This is a genomic window from Micrococcaceae bacterium Sec5.8 (assembly GCA_039636775.1).
Taxonomy (GTDB): Bacteria; Actinomycetota; Actinomycetes; order Actinomycetales; family Micrococcaceae; genus Arthrobacter.
Genome location: CP143429.1, coordinates 266,800 through 284,832, shown reverse-complemented (window position 1 = coordinate 284,832; position 18,033 = coordinate 266,800). Strand labels below are relative to the sequence as shown.

The following is an 18,033-nucleotide window of genomic DNA, read 5'->3' as shown; positions in this document are numbered from 1 at the left end:
TTTGTGATCACGTGCAGATTCTCCGCCGCCCCCGGCAAGGTGAATGCCAGAATGGAAAACCCCAGCTTTTCAGGGCCGGGGCTCCACGTGGGCACTTGACTACGGTAACGACCGGGGTGATTCCGGCTACTTTTCCTCTAGGATGACGGCAAATCCGCTGTTGGGGTGGTAGCTGTACGAAACCTCGAAGTTACTCCAGGAATCCGTCCGGGTTCCGTCGAGAGCGCGCGTCTTGCCCATCTTGGCCAGGACGGCCGATGAGGCCCCGCTTGCCTTGAGCACGCAATCCACTTCAGACTGCTTGAGGCCCGTCAGGTAGGGCGACTTCTCCCCCGCGGTGCGCATCTCCACCGACTTGCCTGCGTCCATCAGCTCCATCCCGACGGTTGCCCCCTTTATGCACTCGGACGTCGCCTTCTGCAGCGTGGTCCTAGTGTCAGTCGGAGTCGGAGACGGCTCAGCTTGCGCCGCCCCGCCACAACCGGTTAGCGCAAGCCCCAATGCAGCGACGGCTCCAGCTATGATCACTCGTTTCATTCATTCCCCCATTTGTTGAGCCCGGGCCTGGGCCCGCAGCTGTAGTTCCGCTATCAGATCAAGCTCGAAGAGGCAGCTGAGATCGAGATTCTCCACCACCTCGACAAGCTGACCGGCCATGACAGTCCTCCTGAGCACATGTACTCCTCGTCACGTCACGAGCGACGGAACTCTTGCCACACGTCGGCACACAGATTTGAGAGCCGATGTAAGACTAGGGCCAACATCCGACATTGAGCGTTTCCAGCGTTCCGAGGCCCCCGGGGTCGCAGAAGCCGATCTAGCGGCACCCCGTACCCGGTCCGGCTCCCGTGTCACCGAGTCGCCGCAGATGCCGGCCTAGTTCTCCCAGTGGACGCTGGGCAGCAGCTCAGCCGCGCGCTGACCTTGGTCACGCCCGCAGGAGTCCTGACGGAATCCACCACCCGCATGTCCAGTTCGCCTTCGCGGTCTTCAGGGGACGCTTCGATCAAGGGTGATATGCGACTAGAGCCGCTGTCCTAGCATGCGTAGCCTGGGCCGCGATCCGTCGAGGGGCCCGTGCCTTGGCACGTAATGGGCCGGAGCCCCTGGCGTGTCGGCGCGGGTGGCCTCACGACAGTGAGGGTTCTACCAAGGGGATACCAGGGGTTTGTTCACGATCTTGGCTGATTCGGCCTGATGCAGACTGAATCGCCGGCTTCCCCGCATAACGAAAAAACCCCGCCGTTCCCGTGTAAACACTGGGAACTGCGGGGTTCTAGCTGGTGGCTCCGACCGGCGTCGATCCGGTGACCTTTCGATTTTCAGTCGAACGCTCTACCAACTGAGCTACAGAGCCTAGGTGACATGTCACCATGAGAGCCGGAATTTCTTCTGGCAATCAGAGCGACCCTGACGGGACTTGAACCCGCGACCTCCGCCGTGACAGGGCGGCGCGCTAACCAACTGCGCTACAGGGCCTTGATGTTTTTCTTGCTTCCTGCAGTATCGCTACTGCAATTTTTCAAGGCCTTTAGCCTACCAGACTTTGACATCCGGTCCGACCAGTTCCTTGCGTACCCCCAACGGGATTCGAACCCGTGCCGCCGCCGTGAAAGGGCGGTGTCCTAGGCCGCTAGACGATGGGGGCCAGAACGCCATCCGGTGAAACGGCCGAATAAAGAACAAAAATCAAAGGCCGGAGCCGTGCATTTTTGTCCTTTCGGGTTCCTCCGAACTGGACTATAAAACTATAAGGGCACAGCCCCGATTTATCCAAAATAGGCGTTTCCCGGTTTCGGGCGCCCGGGTGCGCGGGATCAGCTGCGCGGGATCGGATTCGCCTGCGCCTGCTCGACGTCGTTGGCCGCCGCCAGGTCTCCTTTCGCCCGCAGCCCCTTGATGACGCCGTCGACGTCGGCTGCCGTCCGGTTCTGGCTGAGCTTCCGTTTCGCTTTAACCCGCGTGATGAGAAGTTCGACGCCGACAATCGCCCGGAGCTGGCCGGCAATGAATCGCGCGGGGGCGTCGTCCACCGTCCAGGGTTCCGCCGACGACGCCTCGTGCAGCGTGGTCAGCCGGCGGACCAGGTCTTCCACCCAGGCGGGGTCGTCGTGGACAACGAGCCGGCCGTAGACATGCGCGGTGGTGTAGTTCCACGTAGGCACCACCCGTCCGTGCTCGGCTTTGGAGGGGTACCAGGACGGGGATATGTAGGCGTCAGGGCGCTGGATGATGACCAGGGATTCTCCGGATGCCGGCAGCAGCCACTGCTCGTTGTTGCGGGCCACATGGCCCAGGAGCGCCCCGTGGCTGCCCGCATGCGGGTCAAAGACAAACGGCAGCAGCGTTGCGAGCAGCCCATTCTGGGTTGATGTCACCAGATTCGCGGCTCCGTGATTCGAGAGGAGGTCATTAATGGCGTCTTGGTCGGCGGCGAAGTGCGAGGGGACGTACATGGAGACTTCCTTACATCGGTGCACGGAGCGAGGTACGCGGAAAGCGGCGCGACGGCGGTGCCGCGCGAATCGGCTGACCTATTCAGATTACGAGCACGAGCGCCAGAGTGACCATGACCAGGGCGATGCCGCCCTCGAGCACCCGCCAGCTGCCCGGCCGGCGAACACCGGCGCAAGAAACCGGGCCCCGGCGCCAAGTGCGGCGAACCACGCGATGCTGCCCAGGCCGGCGCCGGCAGCAAACCACGCCTCAGCAGCAGGTCCCTCCAGTCGCCGCGGCATTACATCCCGGCCGTCCACGAATTCGGCGAAGCCATCTGCTGGGGAATGGGGTGGGGGCTGCTTCCCGAAATGGAAGTCTCCCAAAAGCTGAAGCACCGGACACTGGTCTCACTGGACCCGGTGGCCCATGTCGACGTGCCCTCCACTGGCAGCAATGGAAGTATGGAACGGCCGCCCTCGACGAGGTCGCTGCGGCGATCCAGGCCGCAGCCCGGCGCCTGAGGTAAATCCGGCGGGCTGCCGCGACCGCGCCGGCGGACGCAGGCCGGGCTGGCCGGAACTCGACTAGACGTGACCGATTTCCGCCAGTTCCCGGGTCCCGGTACAGGCTAGATTGGCTTCATGGCAAGAACCGCCCAGTCGGGCCCACCCCAGCGGGACAGCACCCACCCGGACAGCTCTGACCCAGTACCGCCCCAGGCTTCGGCAGCCCTGCCCGCCCAGCCCGGCCGGCTGGTTCTGCCGCCGGGACAGATCAGCCGGCTCGGGATCGCCGCCGTAATCGTCACCGTGGTCTTGTGGGCCTCCGCCTTCGTGGGCATCCGGGCCGTCGGGCCCAGCTTCTCCCCCGGGCCGCTGACCCTGGGACGGTTGGCCATTGCCGCCCTCGTCCTTGGTCTGGTAGTGCTGCCGCAACTATGGAAGAGCAAGGCCCTCCCCCAAGGCCGCGAGTGGTGGCCCATCCTGGCCTACGGCGTAATGTGGTTCGGCGGCTACAACGTCGCCCTGAACGCCGCAGAGCATCTCCTCGACGCCGGCACGGCCGCCCTGCTGATCAACGTCAACCCCATCCTGGTCGCCGTGATGGCCGGGATCATCCTGAAAGAAGGCTTCCCGCGCTGGCTGATCATCGGCAGCCTCGTCGCGTTTAGCGGCGTGGCGGTCATCGCCCTCGGTTCCGGCCAGCGCTCGACGGCCGATGTCGCCGGCGTGCTGCTCTGCCTGCTGGCGGCCGCTCTCGCCGCAGTCAGCGTCATCGTGCAAAAGCCGGTGCTCCGGAAGTTCCCCGCCGCCCAGGCCACCTGGTTCGGCATCCTGGTCGGCGCCTTCTGCTGCCTGCCCTTCAGCGGCCAGCTCGTGGCCGAACTGCAGGCAGCGCCGCTGCCCGCCACACTGGGACTGGTCTACCTCGGCATCTTCCCCACCGCGATCGCGTTCACCACCTGGGCTTACGCGCTGTCGCTGATCGACGCGGGCCGGCTCGCCGCCACCACCTACCTGGTGCCCGGCACCACGATCCTGATCTCCTGGCTGGTGCTCGGCGAAATCCCCACCGTCTGGGGCCTGGTGGGCGGCGCGATCTGCCTGGTCGGGGTAGGGCTGACCCGGCGCAGGTCCCGCTGATTCGGCGCTAGAGTTTCAGCCATGCCCGCCTCCCTGCCGCCAGGCCTCCCGATCATTCCGACCGGCCCGGACGGCCCGGACGACGACGGGAACGGCGCCGGCCCGGACCACCCGCCGTTCCCGATGTCCGAGACCGATTTCGAGGCCGCAGTGAACGACGCCCTGGACCGGATCCCGCCGGACCTCGCCAAGACCATGAACAACGTGGCCATCTTCATCGAGGACGCCTACACACCCCAGCCCGGCGACGATCCGGACACCGTGCTGCTGGGGCTCTACGAGGGCGTGCCGCTGACCGAACGGGACTCCTGGTGGGACGCCGGCTCGCTGCCGGACCGCATCACCATCTACCGCCAGCCGATCCTGGACATCTGCGAAACGCGCGAGGACGTGATCGAGGAAGTGACGGTCACCGTGGTCCACGAGATCGCGCACCACTTCGGCATCAGCGACGATCGCCTGCATGAGCTGGGCTGGGGCTAGCCTTGTAAGCATGGGACACGACCACAGCCACACACACGGCCTCACCGGCACTGCCAGGCATCGGAAACGCCTGGTTGCCGTCCTGGGCATCACCCTCGGCGTCGTCCTGATCCAGATCGCCGGCGCACTGGTATCCGGCTCCCTGGCCTTGCTGGCGGACGCGGGCCACATGCTTTCGGACGCCGCGGGTGTCTTCATCGCTTTGCTCGCCGCGTGGATCGGCGCGCGGCCGGCCAGCGACCAGCGGACCTATGGCTATCAGCGTGCGGAGGTGCTGGCCGCCCTGGCCAACGCACTGGTGCTGATCGTCATCTCGGTAGTCATCTTCACGGAAGCCATCCGCCGGTTCGGCACCGCCACGGAGGTCCAGACCGACGTCATGCTTTACGCGGCGGTTCTGGGCGCCACAGCCAACCTCGTGTCCCTCCTGATCCTCCGGGGCGCCCAGAAAGAAAGCCTCAACGTCCGCGGCGCCTACCTAGAAGTACTCGGCGACCTGCTCGGCTCCTTCGCCGTGATTGCTGCCGCAGTGCTGATCATGGTCACCGGCTACCAGGCGGCGGACACCATCGCCTCGATCGTCATTGCCCTGATGATCCTGCCCCGTGCCTGGCACCTGCTCCGGGACGTGGTGGATGTGCTGCTCGAAGCCACTCCGAAGGGCGTGGACGTCCAGCTCATCCGCGAGCACATCCTGGCTGTGGAGGGCGTGGTGTCGGTGCACGATATCCACATCTGGACCATCACCTCCGGCGTCCCCGTGTTCTCCGCCCACGTGGTGGTGGAGGACGCCGCTCTCGGCGCCCGCGGCGCGGACCAGGTCCTGGACACACTGGTCACCTGCTTGGGCTCGCACTTTGACACCGAGCACTGCACCTTCCAGCTGGAGCCTGCCTCGCACGCCGAGCACGAATCGCACCAGCACGCCTGAGCCCGGTTCCCGGGCAGCAACACCAAAGCCCCGCACGAACGCCCCTGGCCAGTCAGACACACCCGACGGAATGTGCGCAAATGACACTGTTGTTGTTTATGTTACTGATGTGACTTATGTTGCCAAAGTGACATCTGACACGTAGCCTCGACCGTGCTGGGGGTTCAGCCGCGGAGTTTCTCCGCGCCGGAAGCCACGTTCACCCGCTCCAGCCCGACCCTGCAGCGAGGTTTGCCCATGACTTGGACCGGTTCCGGCCGAAAAACGGCTGTGCTCGGCGCCGCCGTTCTCCTTCTGGGAGCGCTGGCCGTCCCGGCGAACGCGGCTCCGCTCCCGCCGGCCCGCCAGGTCCCGGCAGCACGAGTTCCCGCGGCGCCGGACCTTCCATCACCGGACCAGATTGCCGCCGCCAAGTCCAGCGAAGGCGCGACGGCGGCCCAGGTCACCACGATTGATCAGCTCCTGGCGGATGCTTCCGCGGCCCAGGACGCCGGTCTTTCCGCCTCCCTGCAGGCCAACAACGCCTACGGCGAAGCGCTCGTGGAACTGCAAAGCCGGCGCGACGCCGCCGAGGTTGCCGCGGCCAAAGCTGCCGCCGCCGGAGCAGAGCACCAGAAAACGCGCCAGCAGATCGGTCAGCTCGCCGGCGATCTTTACCGCCACGGCGGACTGAACCCGGCTTTGAGCAGCTTTGTCAGCGGCACCGGCAACGCCCTGCAGCAGGCCGCCACGCTGGAGGCCGTCACGGCCGGCCGGACCCGCGCCTTCCAGTCGGCCGAGACCGCCGCAGTGGCCGCCGAATCCCTGACCGCCGCCGCCGCTGATGCCAACCGGGCCGCCGACGAGGCGGCACGGACAGCAGAATCGCGGAAGCGCGACGCCGAGCAGGCCAACGACGCCCAGCGCCAGGCCGTGTCCGAAGCCAAGGCGCAGCGGACACTGCTTGTCGAACAGCTCGCCACCCTCAAAAACACCACCGTGGCCCTGGAATCATCCCGCATCGATGCCCTGGACCGGCAGCGACGGGAGGACCAACTGGCGGCTGTCACCGCAGCCGCGGCCCAGGACCCGTCACAGAACCAGGTTCCAGCCCAGGCCGCTGCGCCGCGGACCGACGCCGGAAACGCCTCTTCGGCCGCTCCCGCCGGCGGAAACCAGACTCCACAGTCCCCGGCCCCCGCACCGCCCGCACCGGCACAGCCCGCACCGGCACAGCCGGCAACCGCAGTTCCGGCGGGCCCCGTCCGGCCGGCGCCGGTTCTCCCGGCCCCCGCTCCGCCGGCCGGCGCCAGTTCCGCCCCGGTTCCCCGGCCCGCTGCCCCGCCCGCTCCCCCACCGGCACCGGCACCGGCACCGGCACCGGCACCGGGCGGATCCAACCAGACCGCCATCTCCGTGGCGCTGGGCAAGGTCGGCTCGCCCTACTTCTACCAGTACGGCGGAACCGGGTCGCACGGATTCGACTGCTCGGGCTTGGTGCAGAACGCCTTCGCCGCCGCCGGAAAGTACCTGCCCCGGACCGCGTCCCAGCAGTTCGCCCAGGCCCCCGCGCATATTCCGCTGGCCCAGGCCAGGGCCGGGGACTTGCTGGTATGGGGCTCGGCCCCGGGTTTCTACCATGTGGCGATCTACCTGGGCGGCGGCCGCGTTGTCCAGGCGCTGAACGAGGACGCCGGAATCACCGTGACGGACCTCGCCTCCATGGCCGGCATGCAGCTTTACCCTGTCGCAGCCCGGTACTGAGCGTCCGGGTGCTGAACGTCTAAGACAGCACGTCTTTGGTCACGAATCTGCCGTAGGCCAGGGCGCCGAACACAGCGACGTAGCCGCCCTGCAACAGCGCATTGGCCAGGAAAGAGTCCCAGGCGACAGGCTGGCGCAGCAGGTCAGCGAAATCCAGCCAATAGTGGCTGAACAGCCACGGGTGCAGCCACTCCAACTGCGGCAGGGCATCCAGGACCTGCGAAACCACCGAGAGCACCACGGTGGACGCCATCGCCCCGACCGGCACGTCGGTCAGCGTCGAAACAAAGAGCCCGATCGCCGAGAGTCCCATGAGCGAGACGGCAAGATACCCGGCGATCAGCGCCAGCCGCAGCAGCGCCTCGGGCGGTTCGATCGTGGTTCCGGACAGCAGCGTGACCGGCCCCACCGGAAAAAGCGCAGCGCCGATCGCGGCCCCCGCCAGCGCCACCACCAGCGGCGCCGCGACGGCGAACACCACCGCCCCCGCGTATTTCACCAGCAGCAACCGGACCCGGCCGGCGGGGGCCACCAGCAAATAGCGCAAGGTTCCTTGCCCGGCCTCACCGGCTACGGTGTCCCCTGCCACCACCCCTACAGTCAGGGGCAGGAACAACGGCACCGAGACGAGCATGGCGGTCACCCCGACGAACAGACCGTTCTGGGAGATCCGGTCCAAAAAGGCCGGGCCCCTTCCGGCCGGGACAGCGGAGGATACCCGGACCGCCACGGCGATCAGGATGGGGATGGCGGCCAGCGCACACAGCATGGCCCAGGTGCGGCGGCGTCGGAATAGGACGCCCAGCTCCGATGCCAGCAGCCCGCGGCCCCAGGTGCTTCCCCGGGCAGGCGTGGCGGCGCCGGGCTCCTTACTGGGCAACGTCAAACCCTTCCCCGGTCAGCGCCACGAAACGTTCCTCAAGGCTCACCTGTTCGGTGGCGAAGCCCCGCACCCGGACGCCCGCAGCCACCAGCGCGGCAACCACAGCCTCCGGTGCCACGGCCGCGGGCCCCGCGGGGGAAGGGACCGGCGCGAAGATCACATCACCGGCACCGCTGACGGGTGCGCCCAGGCCCAGCCCTGTCAGCACCCGGGCCGCAGTCCCGGTGTCGGGCGTCAGGACCCGGATGCGGGCCTGGCCGCCGCCCCGCAGTTCGGCAAGGGTGCCCTGCGCCACGAGCCGGCCCGCACTCATGATGGCCGCGTGGGTGCAGATTTGTTCCACCTCGGCCAGAAGGTGGCTGGAGACAAACACTGTGGCGCCGTCGGCAGCCAGCGAGCGGACCAAGCTGCGGACCTCCCGGGTGCCTTGCGGATCGAGTCCGTTGGTCGGTTCGTCCAAAATCAGGAGTTCACGGGGAGCCAGCAGGGCATTGGCGATGCCGAGCCTCTGCTTCATGCCCAGCGAGTACGCCCGGACCTTCTTATCCGCGGCGTGCGTCAGGCCCACCCGCTCCAGCGCCGACTGAACGCGGGCTGTGCGGGTGGCGGCGGGAACGCGCGGGTCCGCGGCGTCGAAGCGGTGCAGGTTGGCCGCGCCGGAGAGGAACGGGTAAAACGCCGGCCCCTCCACCAAGGCTCCCACGCGGGGCAACACCCTGTGTTGCTGGCCCGGCATCTCCTGGCCCAGGAGCCGGACCGAGCCGGAAGTGGCGGAGGCGAGTCCGAGCATCAGCCGGATGGTGGTGGTCTTCCCGGAGCCGTTGGGGCCGAGGAAGCCGAAGACCGAGCCCTTGGGTACGGCCAGGTTTACGCTGTCAACAGCAAGCTGCCGGCCAAAACGCTTGCTGAGACCGGTGGTCTCGATGCTCAGGCCAGCCCCTGGCGCGGCGGCACTCACGCCTCGGTCACCGGGCCGCGCACCGGGTTATCTACCGGACGCCGCGGCGGCCTGCAGCCGCTCCAACGGGACGGAACCGGCGAGGATCCGCCCGTCGTCGAGGATCAGAACGTTCACCAGCGATGTCGATACGAGCCGTCCGCCCGGGACGGCCACGGCAGCTTGTTCGAACAGGGCAGCCGCGCCGGATCCGGCAGCCGGGGAAGTCCCGTTGCGAAGTGGATTCGCCGTGCCGGAGTCCGGTGTTCCGTTCTGCGCCTGGTTCCTGGCTGGCAAGGCCACGGACCCGGCCGGGAATTCAAGCACGGATTCCCAGCCCGTGCCGGATACGGTGGGCCGCTTTGCAGCGTCCGGCTTGGCGGCGTCCGGCGGCGCTGTGGCGGCACCGGATTTATGGGCTGGCAGCGGGATTTCCTTCACGGTTGCCCCGGCCGGAGGGGTGAAGTTGAAGATGGCGGAATCCGGCGCCTCAAGCGCAAGGCTGGTGAAGGCAACGCTAAAAGCCGGCTCCGCCTGCCCGCGTGCCTTGAGTTCGACGCCGAGCGGGAGTCCCGTGTCTCCGTCGACGGCTATGGCAATGGAATCCACCAGCGTGACTTGGGACTTCGGGGTCAGTACCAGGTTGTAGGCCGCCCGGCCTGCCACCTGGACGTCAGGGCCGACGGACACCTTTGTGGTCGCATCCATTGTGGCGAGCAGCCGGCCGGCCAGGTCCTCCGGGGTCGCCGCCGCGCCGGGTCCTGCCGCGTGCCGGCTGGCTGCATCGGCAGGAAGCTGGGCGTGCGCGGCGGTGTTGTCCTTGGAGTTATAGAACCATAGATCATTGCCGTTCCGTACGGCATCCCGCTCCGCCATCGGGTCCATGACCTGGACCCGGGCATTGCTGGGTCCATCCAGGTAGACACGGGCCGTGTGGGGTCCTGTCAGGAGCTCCAGCCACGCCGTCTCCGGCGATCCCGCGCCGGACCCCGACTTGGGCAGGTCGGGCAGACCGATCGCCGAGCTCTGTTCCAGGGTTCCGGACAAAGACTTTTCGCCGTGCTGGGCGATCATGAGGAGAATCTGCTGCGGGGTCTTCTCCGGCAGCGGGTCTCCGGCATTCGCGGGCACGGATCCGGAAAGGATGCCCGCGGCAATGGCGGCAGGCACCGCAACAGCGGGCAGCCAACGCAGCCACTTGCGCGTCATAGCGACAACGCTCCAACCTTGCAGTTCATGGATTAACAATACGCCCCAGGGTGTCCCGCTTCACCTTTTGCCGGCAGATTAGTTCGATTGCCACCGCTGGCGGCGGTGAAGGTCCGGGCGCTGCGGCGCTGGTCCGGCGGCGCCGGCTCGGAGGTTCCCCCAGGCGAGCACATTGAGGGTCAGCTCGACTGCCCCGAGCAGGAACGCGAGCACCCAGGTCCCCGGCCTGGGCCCAGGGGCCCGGTCCGGGCTACGAATTCCCGGGCACAGCTCCGAAGTTCACCCGGTCAGCAAGCCGGGGGTCATCCCGGTCCGGGACCACCATGACCGGGCCTTTCGCATGATGCAGAATCCCGTCGGAGGTGGACCCCAGCAGCATCCCGGCGAAACCGCCGCGGCCGCGGGTGCCAACCACCACCAGTTCCACGTGCCGGCTGGCCTCGACAAGAATTTCCACCGGCGAGCCGTCCACCAGCTGGTTCTCTACGGTGAGGTGGGGGAAGTGGCTTCTGATCCAGGCAGTCCCGGCGTCGAGCTGGGTCCTGATGTCGGCGAAGAGCGCCTCACGGTCCATCGGCGCAGGCACCCACGCCAGCGAGCCGTTGTACTGCGGGACAGCGCAGACCACCCGCAGCGGGGCAGCCAGCCGTTCGGCCTGCGCCGCCGCCTCCAGCACGGCCACGCGGGCCTGTTCCGAGCCGTCGACGCCCACCACCACAACATTTTCGACCGGGACGTGGCCGGATTTGGCCCGTTCCGCGAGGATGCGCTTGTCGTCGGTGATTTCGCCCAGACGGTCCGCGCAGATCAGGGGCACAGTGACTGTGGGACATTTAGCGTGCGCGGGGAGGGCGCTGCTCACGGAGCCGAGCAGCCGGCCCACAAAGCCGCCCCGGCCGCGGGTGCCGAAGACGAGGAGCTCGGCGGTTTCGGACATCTCCAGCAGGACACCGGAGGCGTCGCCGTTTTCGACGGTTGCGTCGACGTCGATCAGGTAGCCGGCCACCTTGTCGACAGCCTGCTTAAGGATGGCCTCCGCACCTTCGCGGATGACCGAGTCATCAACCGTGGCGTATCCGCCGTCGAGCCCCGACGCGGCGAAGATCGGAACGGAGTAGGCGGTGATGATGTGGAGCGGGCGGTTCCGGCGCTCTGCTTCACGGGCCGCCCACACCAACGCGCACTTGCTGTGGTCCGAACCGTCGACGCCCACCACGATCCCGCCGGAAGCCGCGGACCCTTTGGGGGAATCCCCGGCCGGATCCGGATGCACCTGTTCTCGGCCCATGGGGTCCGCCTCCTCGCGATTCTTGCCTGATGTTGCGGCTATTCTGCCAGACGTGCCCGCGTACGGCGTCCAAGGGCGGTCCGCCCGAAGATTCTGCGGGCTGGACCCCTGGTTCTCCTCACTATTCTCGGTTAACCGGCAACTGGCAAGCGGCTGATTCAGGGCTCCGAACGGGTGCGGTTCGCGGGAGATGGTCCTAGAGTGTGGCCATGGCTATCGCACGCTTCCCCGTCGTCGTCCTCGATTGTCCCGACCCCAGGACGCTGGCAGAGTTCTACGGCGCCCTGCTCGGTTGGAAGGTCGAGCAAAGTGACGACGACTGGTGCTCCGTGCGCGCCGATTACGGGGATTCGTTGAGCTTCCAGAAGGTCGAGCCGTTCACGCCGCCGCAGTGGCCCGGCCAGGAGGTACCGCAGCAGATGCACCTCGACGTCGTGGTTGATGACCTCGATGCCGCCGAGGCAGCCGTGCTCGAACTTGGCGCGACGAAACACGGACACCAGCCCGGTACTACCTTCCGGGTCTTCCTTGACCCGGCCGGCCATCCCTTGTGCCTCTGCCTGAGCTGACCGCCCGGTCAGCCCCGAAAACCACGGACATTTCGGGGTCCGGCCGTCGTTTCGCCCGCCCTATCCAAGGCGTCAAATCTTAGGTAGTGTTCGAGGCGTTGCTGAACCGAGACTCGTCTTTCAGAACGCCGGCTGAAGTCCTGGCGTTCCGGGCGGGCGGCGGAACGCGCCGGGGCGTTGTTCCCGCAAGTGGCACCATTCGAGGAAGGACCCTGCTGTGTTGAGCATGCCAATGTCCGGGAACATCGAACGGACCACAGCCGTCGTCATTGGCACCGGCCTGTCCGGACTTGCGGTGGCCAGCGAGCTCCAACGGCGCGGGGTTGACTCCATCATCGTGGACGGGCTGGATCTGCTGGGCGCCGGCCATCCGGCCAACACCTCCTCCCTGCAGCGCTGCGATGCGGCTGACGCCGGGAGCCTGCAGGAACGCAACGAAATCCTCCGCCACTTGCGGAATTACGCCGCCAACCACCAGCTGGACGTCCGGACCAACATCCGCGCCCTGCAGCTGGATCACGTGGACGCCGGCGCCACCGGGTACACCCAGCCGTGGGCCGTGCGCACTCCCGGCGGCATCCTGCTCGCGGACCACCTCGTGCTGACGCGCTGCGCCCACAGCCAGCTGCGCCGGATGCTCTCCGAGCTCGGTGTGGCCGCGGGGCAAAGCCTGATGTCGGCCATGCACGAGCTCGGGATGTACCTCGTGGGAGTGGGAGAGCTCATCACGCCGTCGCCGAAAGAAGTGCTGCGCCAGGCGAAGGTGGTGGGCCAGGCGATCTCCGCCAAGGTCCACCCGGGCGGCGTTCCCGCCGCAGGGCCAGCCGGCGTCTCCCTGGCAGCTCGGGGCTAAGGCGCCCGGATCGCACGTGCCCCGCGTTGCTTCCGGTCAGCTGTCGGCGTCTTTGCCCGAATCCGTCTTGAGCCGGCTCTTGGCCATCAGGCCCAGGGCGACCACGATGCCGACCGCCGTTCCGACGAAGATTACAATGCTCCACGGGAACGGTTCCGCTGAGCTGGCCGGCGTCGACGGCGCCGGCGCCGTTCCCGGCTGGGCGGTGCCCATCGTGGGAACCGCGGCAGCCGCCGTCGTGCCTGCCGCTCCGGCGGTGGCAGTGAACGTGAACGTGCCTTCGATGGGGTGGCCATCGGCGCTGGCCACCCGCCACGCGACCGTATAGAGCCCGGCAGGGGCGCCGGGCTTGAGCTTCTGCGAGGCGACGTTGTCCACGATCTCCACGCCGCCGTCGGCCCAGTTGGCTCCGTCCGTGTGGTTCACGGCAATCTGCGAACCCAATCCGAGCGGCTTGTTATTGAAGGTGACAGAGACCTTCTCCGGCGTCGTGGCCACCGTGGCGCCCGACGCCGGGCTGGTGGACTCGGCGGCGTCGTGGGCCGAAGCCGGTGCAATGGCTCCCAGAAGGGCAGCGGAGAAGATCGCAGCGCCCAGCAGGGCACTGACGAGCAGACGGATGAGGCGCATGGAAGGGCTGCTCCTAGTGTTGGCTTCCTTACAGACTAGGCGAAATCGGCCGGACGCTGCTCGCACGCCTAATAGGATTCAAGTAACCATCCCCACCCCCCGGAGGACTAATGCTTAAGCAGGGCTCTGCACTCGACCGGTACTTCAAGATATCCGAGCGGGGGTCCGACTTCTCGCGGGAGATCCGTGGCGGCTTCGCCACGTTCTTCGCGATGAGCTACATCGTGGTGCTGAACCCGCTGATCCTCTCGGGCCCCGATTCCTCCGGTGCAACCCTCGGTTTCCCCGCCGTCGCGGCCGTCACGGCCTTCGCTGCCGGCATCCTGACCATCCTGATGGGCGCGTGGGCCAAGCACCCCTTCGCGCTGGCGACCGGCCTCGGCGTCAACGCCTTCGTCGCCGTCACCGTGGCCACCAACCCGGGACTGACGTGGCCGGACATGATGGGGCTGGTGGTGCTCTCCGGCGTCACCATGCTGATCCTGGTCCTCACCGGTTTCCGGACGGCAGTCTTCAAGGCGGTTCCGGAAGGCCTGAAGACGGCCATTGTGGTGGGCATCGGCCTGTTCATCGCCCTGATCGGCCTGGTCAATGCCGGCTTCGTGCGCCGTATCCCGGACGTCGCCGGCACCACCGTTCCGGTGGGGCTGGGCTTTGACGGCAAGCTGCTGGGCTGGCCCACGCTGGTCTTCGTATTCGGCCTGATCCTCACCATCGCCCTCGTGGTCCGCAAGGTCAAAGGCGCGATCCTGATCGGAATCATCGCCTCAACCATCCTGGCCGTGATTCTGGAATTCACCCTGCACATCGGCCCCAGCTTCGACGGCAAGACCTCCAACCCCCAGGGCTGGTCCCTCGTGGCGCCGAAGTTCACTGAATGGGCAGCGCCGGACCTGTCCCTGATCGGCAAGGCCAACCCGTTCGGCGCCTTTGAGCACCTCGGCTTCGTCGCGGCGACTCTGCTGGCGTTCGTGATCCTGCTGAGCATCTTCTTCGATGCCATGGGCACCATGGTTGGCCTGGCCACCGAGGCCGGCACCATCGACAAGGACGGCAACATCCCCAACGTGGACCGGGTCCTGCAGGTGGACGCGCTGGGTGCGATCATCGGCGGCGGCGCCTCGGTCTCCTCGAACCAGATCTACGTTGAATCCGGCGCCGGCATCGGCGAAGGTGCCCGGACCGGCCTGGCCTCGATCGTCACCGGACTGCTGTTCCTCGTCGCCATGTTCTTCACCCCGCTCATCAACCTCGTACCGTTCGAGGCCGTGGCCCCGGCGCTGGTGGTCGTCGGGTTCATGATGGTGTCCCAGGTGGGCAAGATCGACTGGCAGGACTGGGGCATCGCGATTCCGGCGTTCCTGACCTTCACCCTGATGCCGTTCACCTACTCGATCGCCAACGGCCTCGGCGCGGGCTTCATCTCCTTCGTCCTGATCCGCACCTTCCAGGGCCGCGCCCGCGAGGTCCACCCGCTGATGTGGGCCGTGGCCGCCGCCTTCCTGCTGTTCTTCGGGATCGGCCCGATCGAGGCCGCGCTGGGACTGCACTAACTCCGCAGCTTTCCCCGCCCGTTCCGTCGAGTTGGCCTTTCGCGGCACTGTTTTCGATAAACATTGCCGTGAACGGCCAACTCGGCGGCGTTTAACGGCAGGTTCCGGGATTTCGGACAGCACGACGGCGGCGCGGCTGGTTTTCCCGCCCTGCCTGCGGTGAGCTTGGGGCATGGTTTCTCCTGCACCCGCCGTCGATGCCCCGCCGCAGCCCTGGACCGGACGGTTCGACGGCGACGGCCCCCAGCACTGCCGCTGGTGGCAGGCCGTCACGCCGTACGCCCCGCACCGCGATCCGGCCCCGGCCGCCGCGCCGCGCCCCGCGGTGCTCCTGGGCTTCGGCAGCGATGCGGGGGTCCGCCGGAATAAGGGCCGCACCGGTGCGGCCGCTGCCCCGGCCGCGATCCGCGCCGCACTCGCGCCGCTTGCCTTCCACTTGGGCCGTGAGGTGCACGACGCCGGCGACGTGACCGTGGCCGGCGATGCCCTGGAGGCGGGGCAGGCGCGGGCCGGACTCGCCATCACCGGCCTGCTCGACGCCGGGCAGCTTCCCGTGGTGTTGGGCGGCGGGCACGAGACCGCGTTCGCGAGCTACCTGGGCGTGGCACGCTCGGCGGCGGTGCGGCAGGGACAGCGCGTGGGTGTCCTGAATTTGGACGCCCACTTCGACCTCCGGGATGAGGCAGTGCCGAGTTCCGGCACTCCGTTCCTCCAAATGGCCCGGGCCGAAGCCGCCGCGGGCCGCGAACTGAAGTATGCCGTCGTCGGGATTTCCGAACCGAACAACACCAGGGCACTTTTCCGGACCGCGGAAGAGTTGCGGGTCGGTTTCCTGCTGGATGAGGACTGCTCAGCCGAGGCCACGCACGTGTTCGTGGCGGCGTTCCTGGCTCAGGTGGACGCCGTGTATCTGACGATTGATCTGGACGTGCTGCCGGCCTCGGTGGCGCCCGGCGTGAGCGCGCCGGCAGCGTACGGAGTGCCGCTGCCGGTCATTAACGCAGTGTGCCGTCAGGTGGCCGCCAGCGGGAAACTCCTCCATCTGGACGTCGCCGAGCTGAACCCCGAATTCGACGTGGACAACCGTACGGCCAAGGTGGCCGCACGATTGATCACCACGCTGCTGGGGTAACCGGAGGGCCGTTCAGATGGGCGTGACCTGCGCCTTGCCGTCGTCGCCATGCTGCTGCACGGCCCGCTTTTCACGGAGCCGGTCGAGCCGGTTCATGACCGGCGCCGTGGTGGCGCCGTGCAGCACGATGGACATGGCCACCACCAGGCCGATGAACGCCCACAGTTGCTGGGCCTGCGCGTCGAAGTCGCCCTTGCCCAGCGCGTAGGCCAGGTAATAGAGCGAGCCGATGCCGCGGATGCCGAAGAAGGCGATGGCGATCCGTTCCCGCGGCCCCGTCTTTCCCCGCGCCAGGCCGATCCAACCGGCGAGTGGACGGACCACGAGCAGGAACGCCAGCGCCACCAGGATCTCTACCCAACCGATGCCGGCCAGCAGGCCCCGGGCTATCGCGCCGCCCAGAAGCACCAGGATGACCACTGTGAGCAGCCGTTCGATCTGTTCCACGTAGGAGTGCATCACGCGGTGGAATCCATGCGTCCGTTCGGCGGCCCGGATGGTCACCGCACAAATAAAGACGGCGATGAATCCGTAACCTGAGAGCATTTCCGTCACGCCGTAGGCCAGGAAGGTCGCCGCGAGCGCCACGAAGCCCTCGGAGTGGTTGGACAGCCGGATGCTGTCGCGGGCGGAGAAGAACAGCAGGCTCAACGCCTTTCCGGCGAGCCAGCCGAGGAAAAGCCCCATGCCGATCCGCCAGAGGACGTCGGTGGCAAACCAGGAAACAAACCACTGAGACGGCGACGGGCCCACCAGGCTGATGGCGATGGCCAGATACACAAACGGGAACGCCAGTCCGTCATTCAGGCCTGCCTCGGAGGTGAGGCCGAAGCGGATTTCGTCCTCGCCGCGGGCGGATTCATCCTCGTCGTCGGCGGGTTCGCCCACTTGGACCTCCGAGGCCAGCACAGGGTCGGTCGGCGCGAGCGCCGCCGCGACCAGCAGCGCGGCTCCAAGCCCGAGGCCCAGCACCCCGAGTCCCAGCAGGGTGAGGCCAACAATGCAGAGCGGCATGGCAATGCCAAGCATCCGCCAGGTGGTGGACCAGCCGCGTTTGCTCACGGGGCGGTCCAGGGCGAGGCCGGCTCCCATCAGCGAGATGATGACGCAGATTTCCGTCAGATGGGCGGTGAACTCCCGGTGCTGCAGGGGATCCGGGTTCGGCAGGTCCGGCATGAACGTGAAGGCCAACATTCCGGCGCCCAGAAACACCATCGGCATGGACAGCGGCGCTTTGTTCAGCAGCTTGGGCAGAAGCGCGGCCGCAAAAACGGCCAGGCCGGCCACCGTAAAGATGATGCTGGGGGCCTCAAACACGGCGTAATCCTCCTGGTTAGGCCCGGATGCCCGGGGATGACAGGGGCGCCGTCCCTGTGGAACGGCGCCCCCTCACCAAGATACGCGCGTACTGCGCCGATACCGATTGCGGCTAGCTGCGCCGCACCTCCACCCCGTCGGATTTCAGGAACAGCCGGGTCTCGGCGGGTGCTGGTGGAACCGACGGGTCCGTCGGGACGAGCCAGAGAACATTGCCGCTGATTGAGACCTCCTCGACCGAACCGGCAGCCAAAACCTGGGCGTGCTTGAGGATTTCGACCCGGTCACCGGCCACGAGGCCCCGCCAGTCGAAGACGGTGTTGGCCGACGCCGTGCGCTTGGACAGGACCGTCCCGCGTGCTTTCATGAACTTCTACCCCTTTGTATATGTTCTTTCTCACAACTTCATTGGTGTGATTCTTC

Annotated in this window: 17 protein-coding genes and 3 tRNA genes; 8 read left to right on the top strand and 12 right to left on the bottom strand. The window is 67.2% G+C overall.

Translation table 11 applies throughout. The features are described from left to right. Positions 1 to 126: 126 nt before the first annotated feature. The 5 genes from VUN84_01335 to VUN84_01315 form a co-directional block, all read right to left on the bottom strand. Complete coding sequence (locus VUN84_01335; GenBank protein XAS64359.1) at positions 127 to 369, bottom strand: hypothetical protein; 243 nt, start codon at positions 367 to 369, stop codon at positions 127 to 129. A gap of 912 nt (positions 370 to 1,281) precedes the next feature. Then, positions 1,282 to 1,357 (bottom strand) — tRNA-Phe (locus VUN84_01330). Positions 1,358 to 1,405: 48 nt separating this feature from the next. Continuing rightward, positions 1,406 to 1,479 (bottom strand) — tRNA-Asp (locus tag VUN84_01325). Positions 1,480 to 1,575: 96 nt separating this feature from the next. After that, positions 1,576 to 1,648, bottom strand: a tRNA-Glu gene (locus tag VUN84_01320). A 169-nt stretch (positions 1,649 to 1,817) separates the two neighbouring features. Further along, entirely contained in the window at positions 1,818 to 2,456 is a 639-nt protein-coding gene (locus tag VUN84_01315; protein XAS64358.1) for an FMN-binding negative transcriptional regulator, read from the bottom strand. 624 nt (positions 2,457 to 3,080) lie between these two features. Here VUN84_01315 and VUN84_01310 point away from each other — a divergent pair. From VUN84_01310 to VUN84_01295, 4 genes are all read left to right on the top strand, one after another. After that, a complete protein-coding gene (locus tag VUN84_01310) occupies positions 3,081 to 4,082 on the top strand; it encodes a DMT family transporter (protein XAS64357.1) in 1,002 nt (333 codons plus the stop codon). Positions 4,083 to 4,103: 21 nt separating this feature from the next. Then, positions 4,104 to 4,565, top strand: coding sequence for a metallopeptidase family protein (locus VUN84_01305; GenBank protein XAS64356.1), 462 nt, complete (start codon positions 4,104 to 4,106; stop codon positions 4,563 to 4,565). A gap of 10 nt (positions 4,566 to 4,575) precedes the next feature. Further along, entirely contained in the window at positions 4,576 to 5,496 is a 921-nt protein-coding gene (locus tag VUN84_01300) for a cation diffusion facilitator family transporter (protein XAS64355.1), read from the top strand. 237 nt (positions 5,497 to 5,733) lie between these two features. Continuing rightward, positions 5,734 to 7,239 (top strand): C40 family peptidase, encoded by a 1,506-nt coding sequence (locus VUN84_01295; protein ID XAS64354.1) that lies wholly within the window; start codon positions 5,734 to 5,736, stop codon positions 7,237 to 7,239. A 19-nt stretch (positions 7,240 to 7,258) separates the two neighbouring features. On the opposite strand, the gene VUN84_01290 is transcribed toward VUN84_01295, so the two are convergent. The 4 genes from VUN84_01290 to VUN84_01275 form a co-directional block, all read right to left on the bottom strand. Further along, positions 7,259 to 8,119 (bottom strand): ABC transporter permease, encoded by an 861-nt coding sequence (locus tag VUN84_01290; GenBank protein XAS64353.1) that lies wholly within the window; start codon positions 8,117 to 8,119, stop codon positions 7,259 to 7,261. After that, positions 8,109 to 9,080: an ATP-binding cassette domain-containing protein gene (locus tag VUN84_01285; protein XAS64352.1), complete on the bottom strand. Its 972-nt coding sequence runs from the start codon at positions 9,078 to 9,080 to the stop codon at positions 8,109 to 8,111. The genes VUN84_01290 and VUN84_01285 overlap by 11 nt, the downstream gene beginning before the upstream one ends. Positions 9,081 to 9,107: 27 nt before the next feature. After that, entirely contained in the window at positions 9,108 to 10,268 is a 1,161-nt protein-coding gene (locus VUN84_01280) for a hypothetical protein (GenBank protein XAS64351.1), read from the bottom strand. Positions 10,269 to 10,518: 250 nt separating this feature from the next. After that, positions 10,519 to 11,556 carry a universal stress protein gene (locus VUN84_01275; GenBank protein ID XAS64350.1) on the bottom strand — a complete coding sequence of 346 codons (1,038 nt, stop codon included), beginning with the start codon at positions 11,554 to 11,556 and terminating at the stop codon, positions 10,519 to 10,521. A gap of 209 nt (positions 11,557 to 11,765) precedes the next feature. On the opposite strand from VUN84_01275, the gene VUN84_01270 reads away from it, so the two are divergent. Both VUN84_01270 and VUN84_01265 read left to right on the top strand, forming a co-directional pair. Then, a complete protein-coding gene (locus tag VUN84_01270) occupies positions 11,766 to 12,125 on the top strand; it encodes a VOC family protein (GenBank protein ID XAS64349.1) in 360 nt (119 codons plus the stop codon). Between the two features lie 226 nt (positions 12,126 to 12,351). Next, on the top strand, positions 12,352 to 12,978 hold the full coding sequence (locus VUN84_01265) for an FAD-binding protein (protein XAS65912.1): 627 nt from the start codon (positions 12,352 to 12,354) through the stop codon (positions 12,976 to 12,978). 36 nt (positions 12,979 to 13,014) lie between these two features. Here the strand turns inward: VUN84_01265 and VUN84_01260 are convergent, their stop codons facing one another. Beyond that, positions 13,015 to 13,608: a copper resistance CopC family protein gene (locus VUN84_01260; protein XAS64348.1), complete on the bottom strand. Its 594-nt coding sequence runs from the start codon at positions 13,606 to 13,608 to the stop codon at positions 13,015 to 13,017. 110 nt (positions 13,609 to 13,718) lie between these two features. Between VUN84_01260 and VUN84_01255 the strand changes: the two genes are divergently transcribed. Together VUN84_01255 and hutG are read left to right on the top strand one after the other, a co-directional pair. Further along, on the top strand, positions 13,719 to 15,161 hold the full coding sequence (locus VUN84_01255; GenBank protein XAS64347.1) for an NCS2 family permease: 1,443 nt from the start codon (positions 13,719 to 13,721) through the stop codon (positions 15,159 to 15,161). Positions 15,162 to 15,333: 172 nt separating this feature from the next. Then, the gene (gene hutG, locus VUN84_01250) at positions 15,334 to 16,293 is read left to right on the top strand and encodes a formimidoylglutamase (GenBank protein ID XAS64346.1); all 960 of its coding nucleotides are present in this window, start codon (positions 15,334 to 15,336) and stop codon (positions 16,291 to 16,293) included. Between the two features lie 12 nt (positions 16,294 to 16,305). Here hutG and VUN84_01245 read toward each other — a convergent pair whose 3' ends face one another. Together VUN84_01245 and VUN84_01240 are read right to left on the bottom strand one after the other, a co-directional pair. Next, complete coding sequence (locus VUN84_01245) at positions 16,306 to 17,610, bottom strand: cation:proton antiporter (protein ID XAS64345.1); 1,305 nt, start codon at positions 17,608 to 17,610, stop codon at positions 16,306 to 16,308. 112 nt (positions 17,611 to 17,722) lie between these two features. Then, the gene (locus VUN84_01240; protein ID XAS64344.1) at positions 17,723 to 17,977 is read right to left on the bottom strand and encodes a hypothetical protein; all 255 of its coding nucleotides are present in this window, start codon (positions 17,975 to 17,977) and stop codon (positions 17,723 to 17,725) included. Between the last annotated feature and the right edge of the window lie 56 nt (positions 17,978 to 18,033).

Excerpts from the sequence above, each read along its gene's own strand:
- VUN84_01335 (XAS64359.1), bottom strand. The coding sequence starts at position 369 with ATGGACGCAGGCAAGTCGGTGGAGATGCGCACCGCGGGGGAGAAGTCG.
- VUN84_01315 (XAS64358.1), bottom strand. The coding sequence starts at position 2,456 with ATGTACGTCCCCTCGCACTTCGCCGCCGACCAAGACGCCATTAATGAC.
- VUN84_01310 (XAS64357.1), top strand. The coding sequence starts at position 3,081 with ATGGCAAGAACCGCCCAGTCGGGCCCACCCCAGCGGGACAGCACCCAC.
- VUN84_01305 (XAS64356.1), top strand. The coding sequence starts at position 4,104 with ATGCCCGCCTCCCTGCCGCCAGGCCTCCCGATCATTCCGACCGGCCCG.
- VUN84_01300 (XAS64355.1), top strand. The coding sequence starts at position 4,576 with ATGGGACACGACCACAGCCACACACACGGCCTCACCGGCACTGCCAGG.
- VUN84_01295 (XAS64354.1), top strand. The coding sequence starts at position 5,734 with ATGACTTGGACCGGTTCCGGCCGAAAAACGGCTGTGCTCGGCGCCGCC.
- VUN84_01280 (XAS64351.1), bottom strand. The coding sequence starts at position 10,268 with ATGACGCGCAAGTGGCTGCGTTGGCTGCCCGCTGTTGCGGTGCCTGCC.
- VUN84_01275 (XAS64350.1), bottom strand. The coding sequence starts at position 11,556 with ATGGGCCGAGAACAGGTGCATCCGGATCCGGCCGGGGATTCCCCCAAA.
- VUN84_01270 (XAS64349.1), top strand. The coding sequence starts at position 11,766 with ATGGCTATCGCACGCTTCCCCGTCGTCGTCCTCGATTGTCCCGACCCC.
- VUN84_01265 (XAS65912.1), top strand. The coding sequence starts at position 12,352 with ATGCCAATGTCCGGGAACATCGAACGGACCACAGCCGTCGTCATTGGC.
- VUN84_01260 (XAS64348.1), bottom strand. The coding sequence starts at position 13,608 with ATGCGCCTCATCCGTCTGCTCGTCAGTGCCCTGCTGGGCGCTGCGATC.
- VUN84_01255 (XAS64347.1), top strand. The coding sequence starts at position 13,719 with ATGCTTAAGCAGGGCTCTGCACTCGACCGGTACTTCAAGATATCCGAG.
- hutG (XAS64346.1), top strand. The coding sequence starts at position 15,334 with ATGGTTTCTCCTGCACCCGCCGTCGATGCCCCGCCGCAGCCCTGGACC.
- VUN84_01240 (XAS64344.1), bottom strand. The coding sequence starts at position 17,977 with ATGAAAGCACGCGGGACGGTCCTGTCCAAGCGCACGGCGTCGGCCAAC.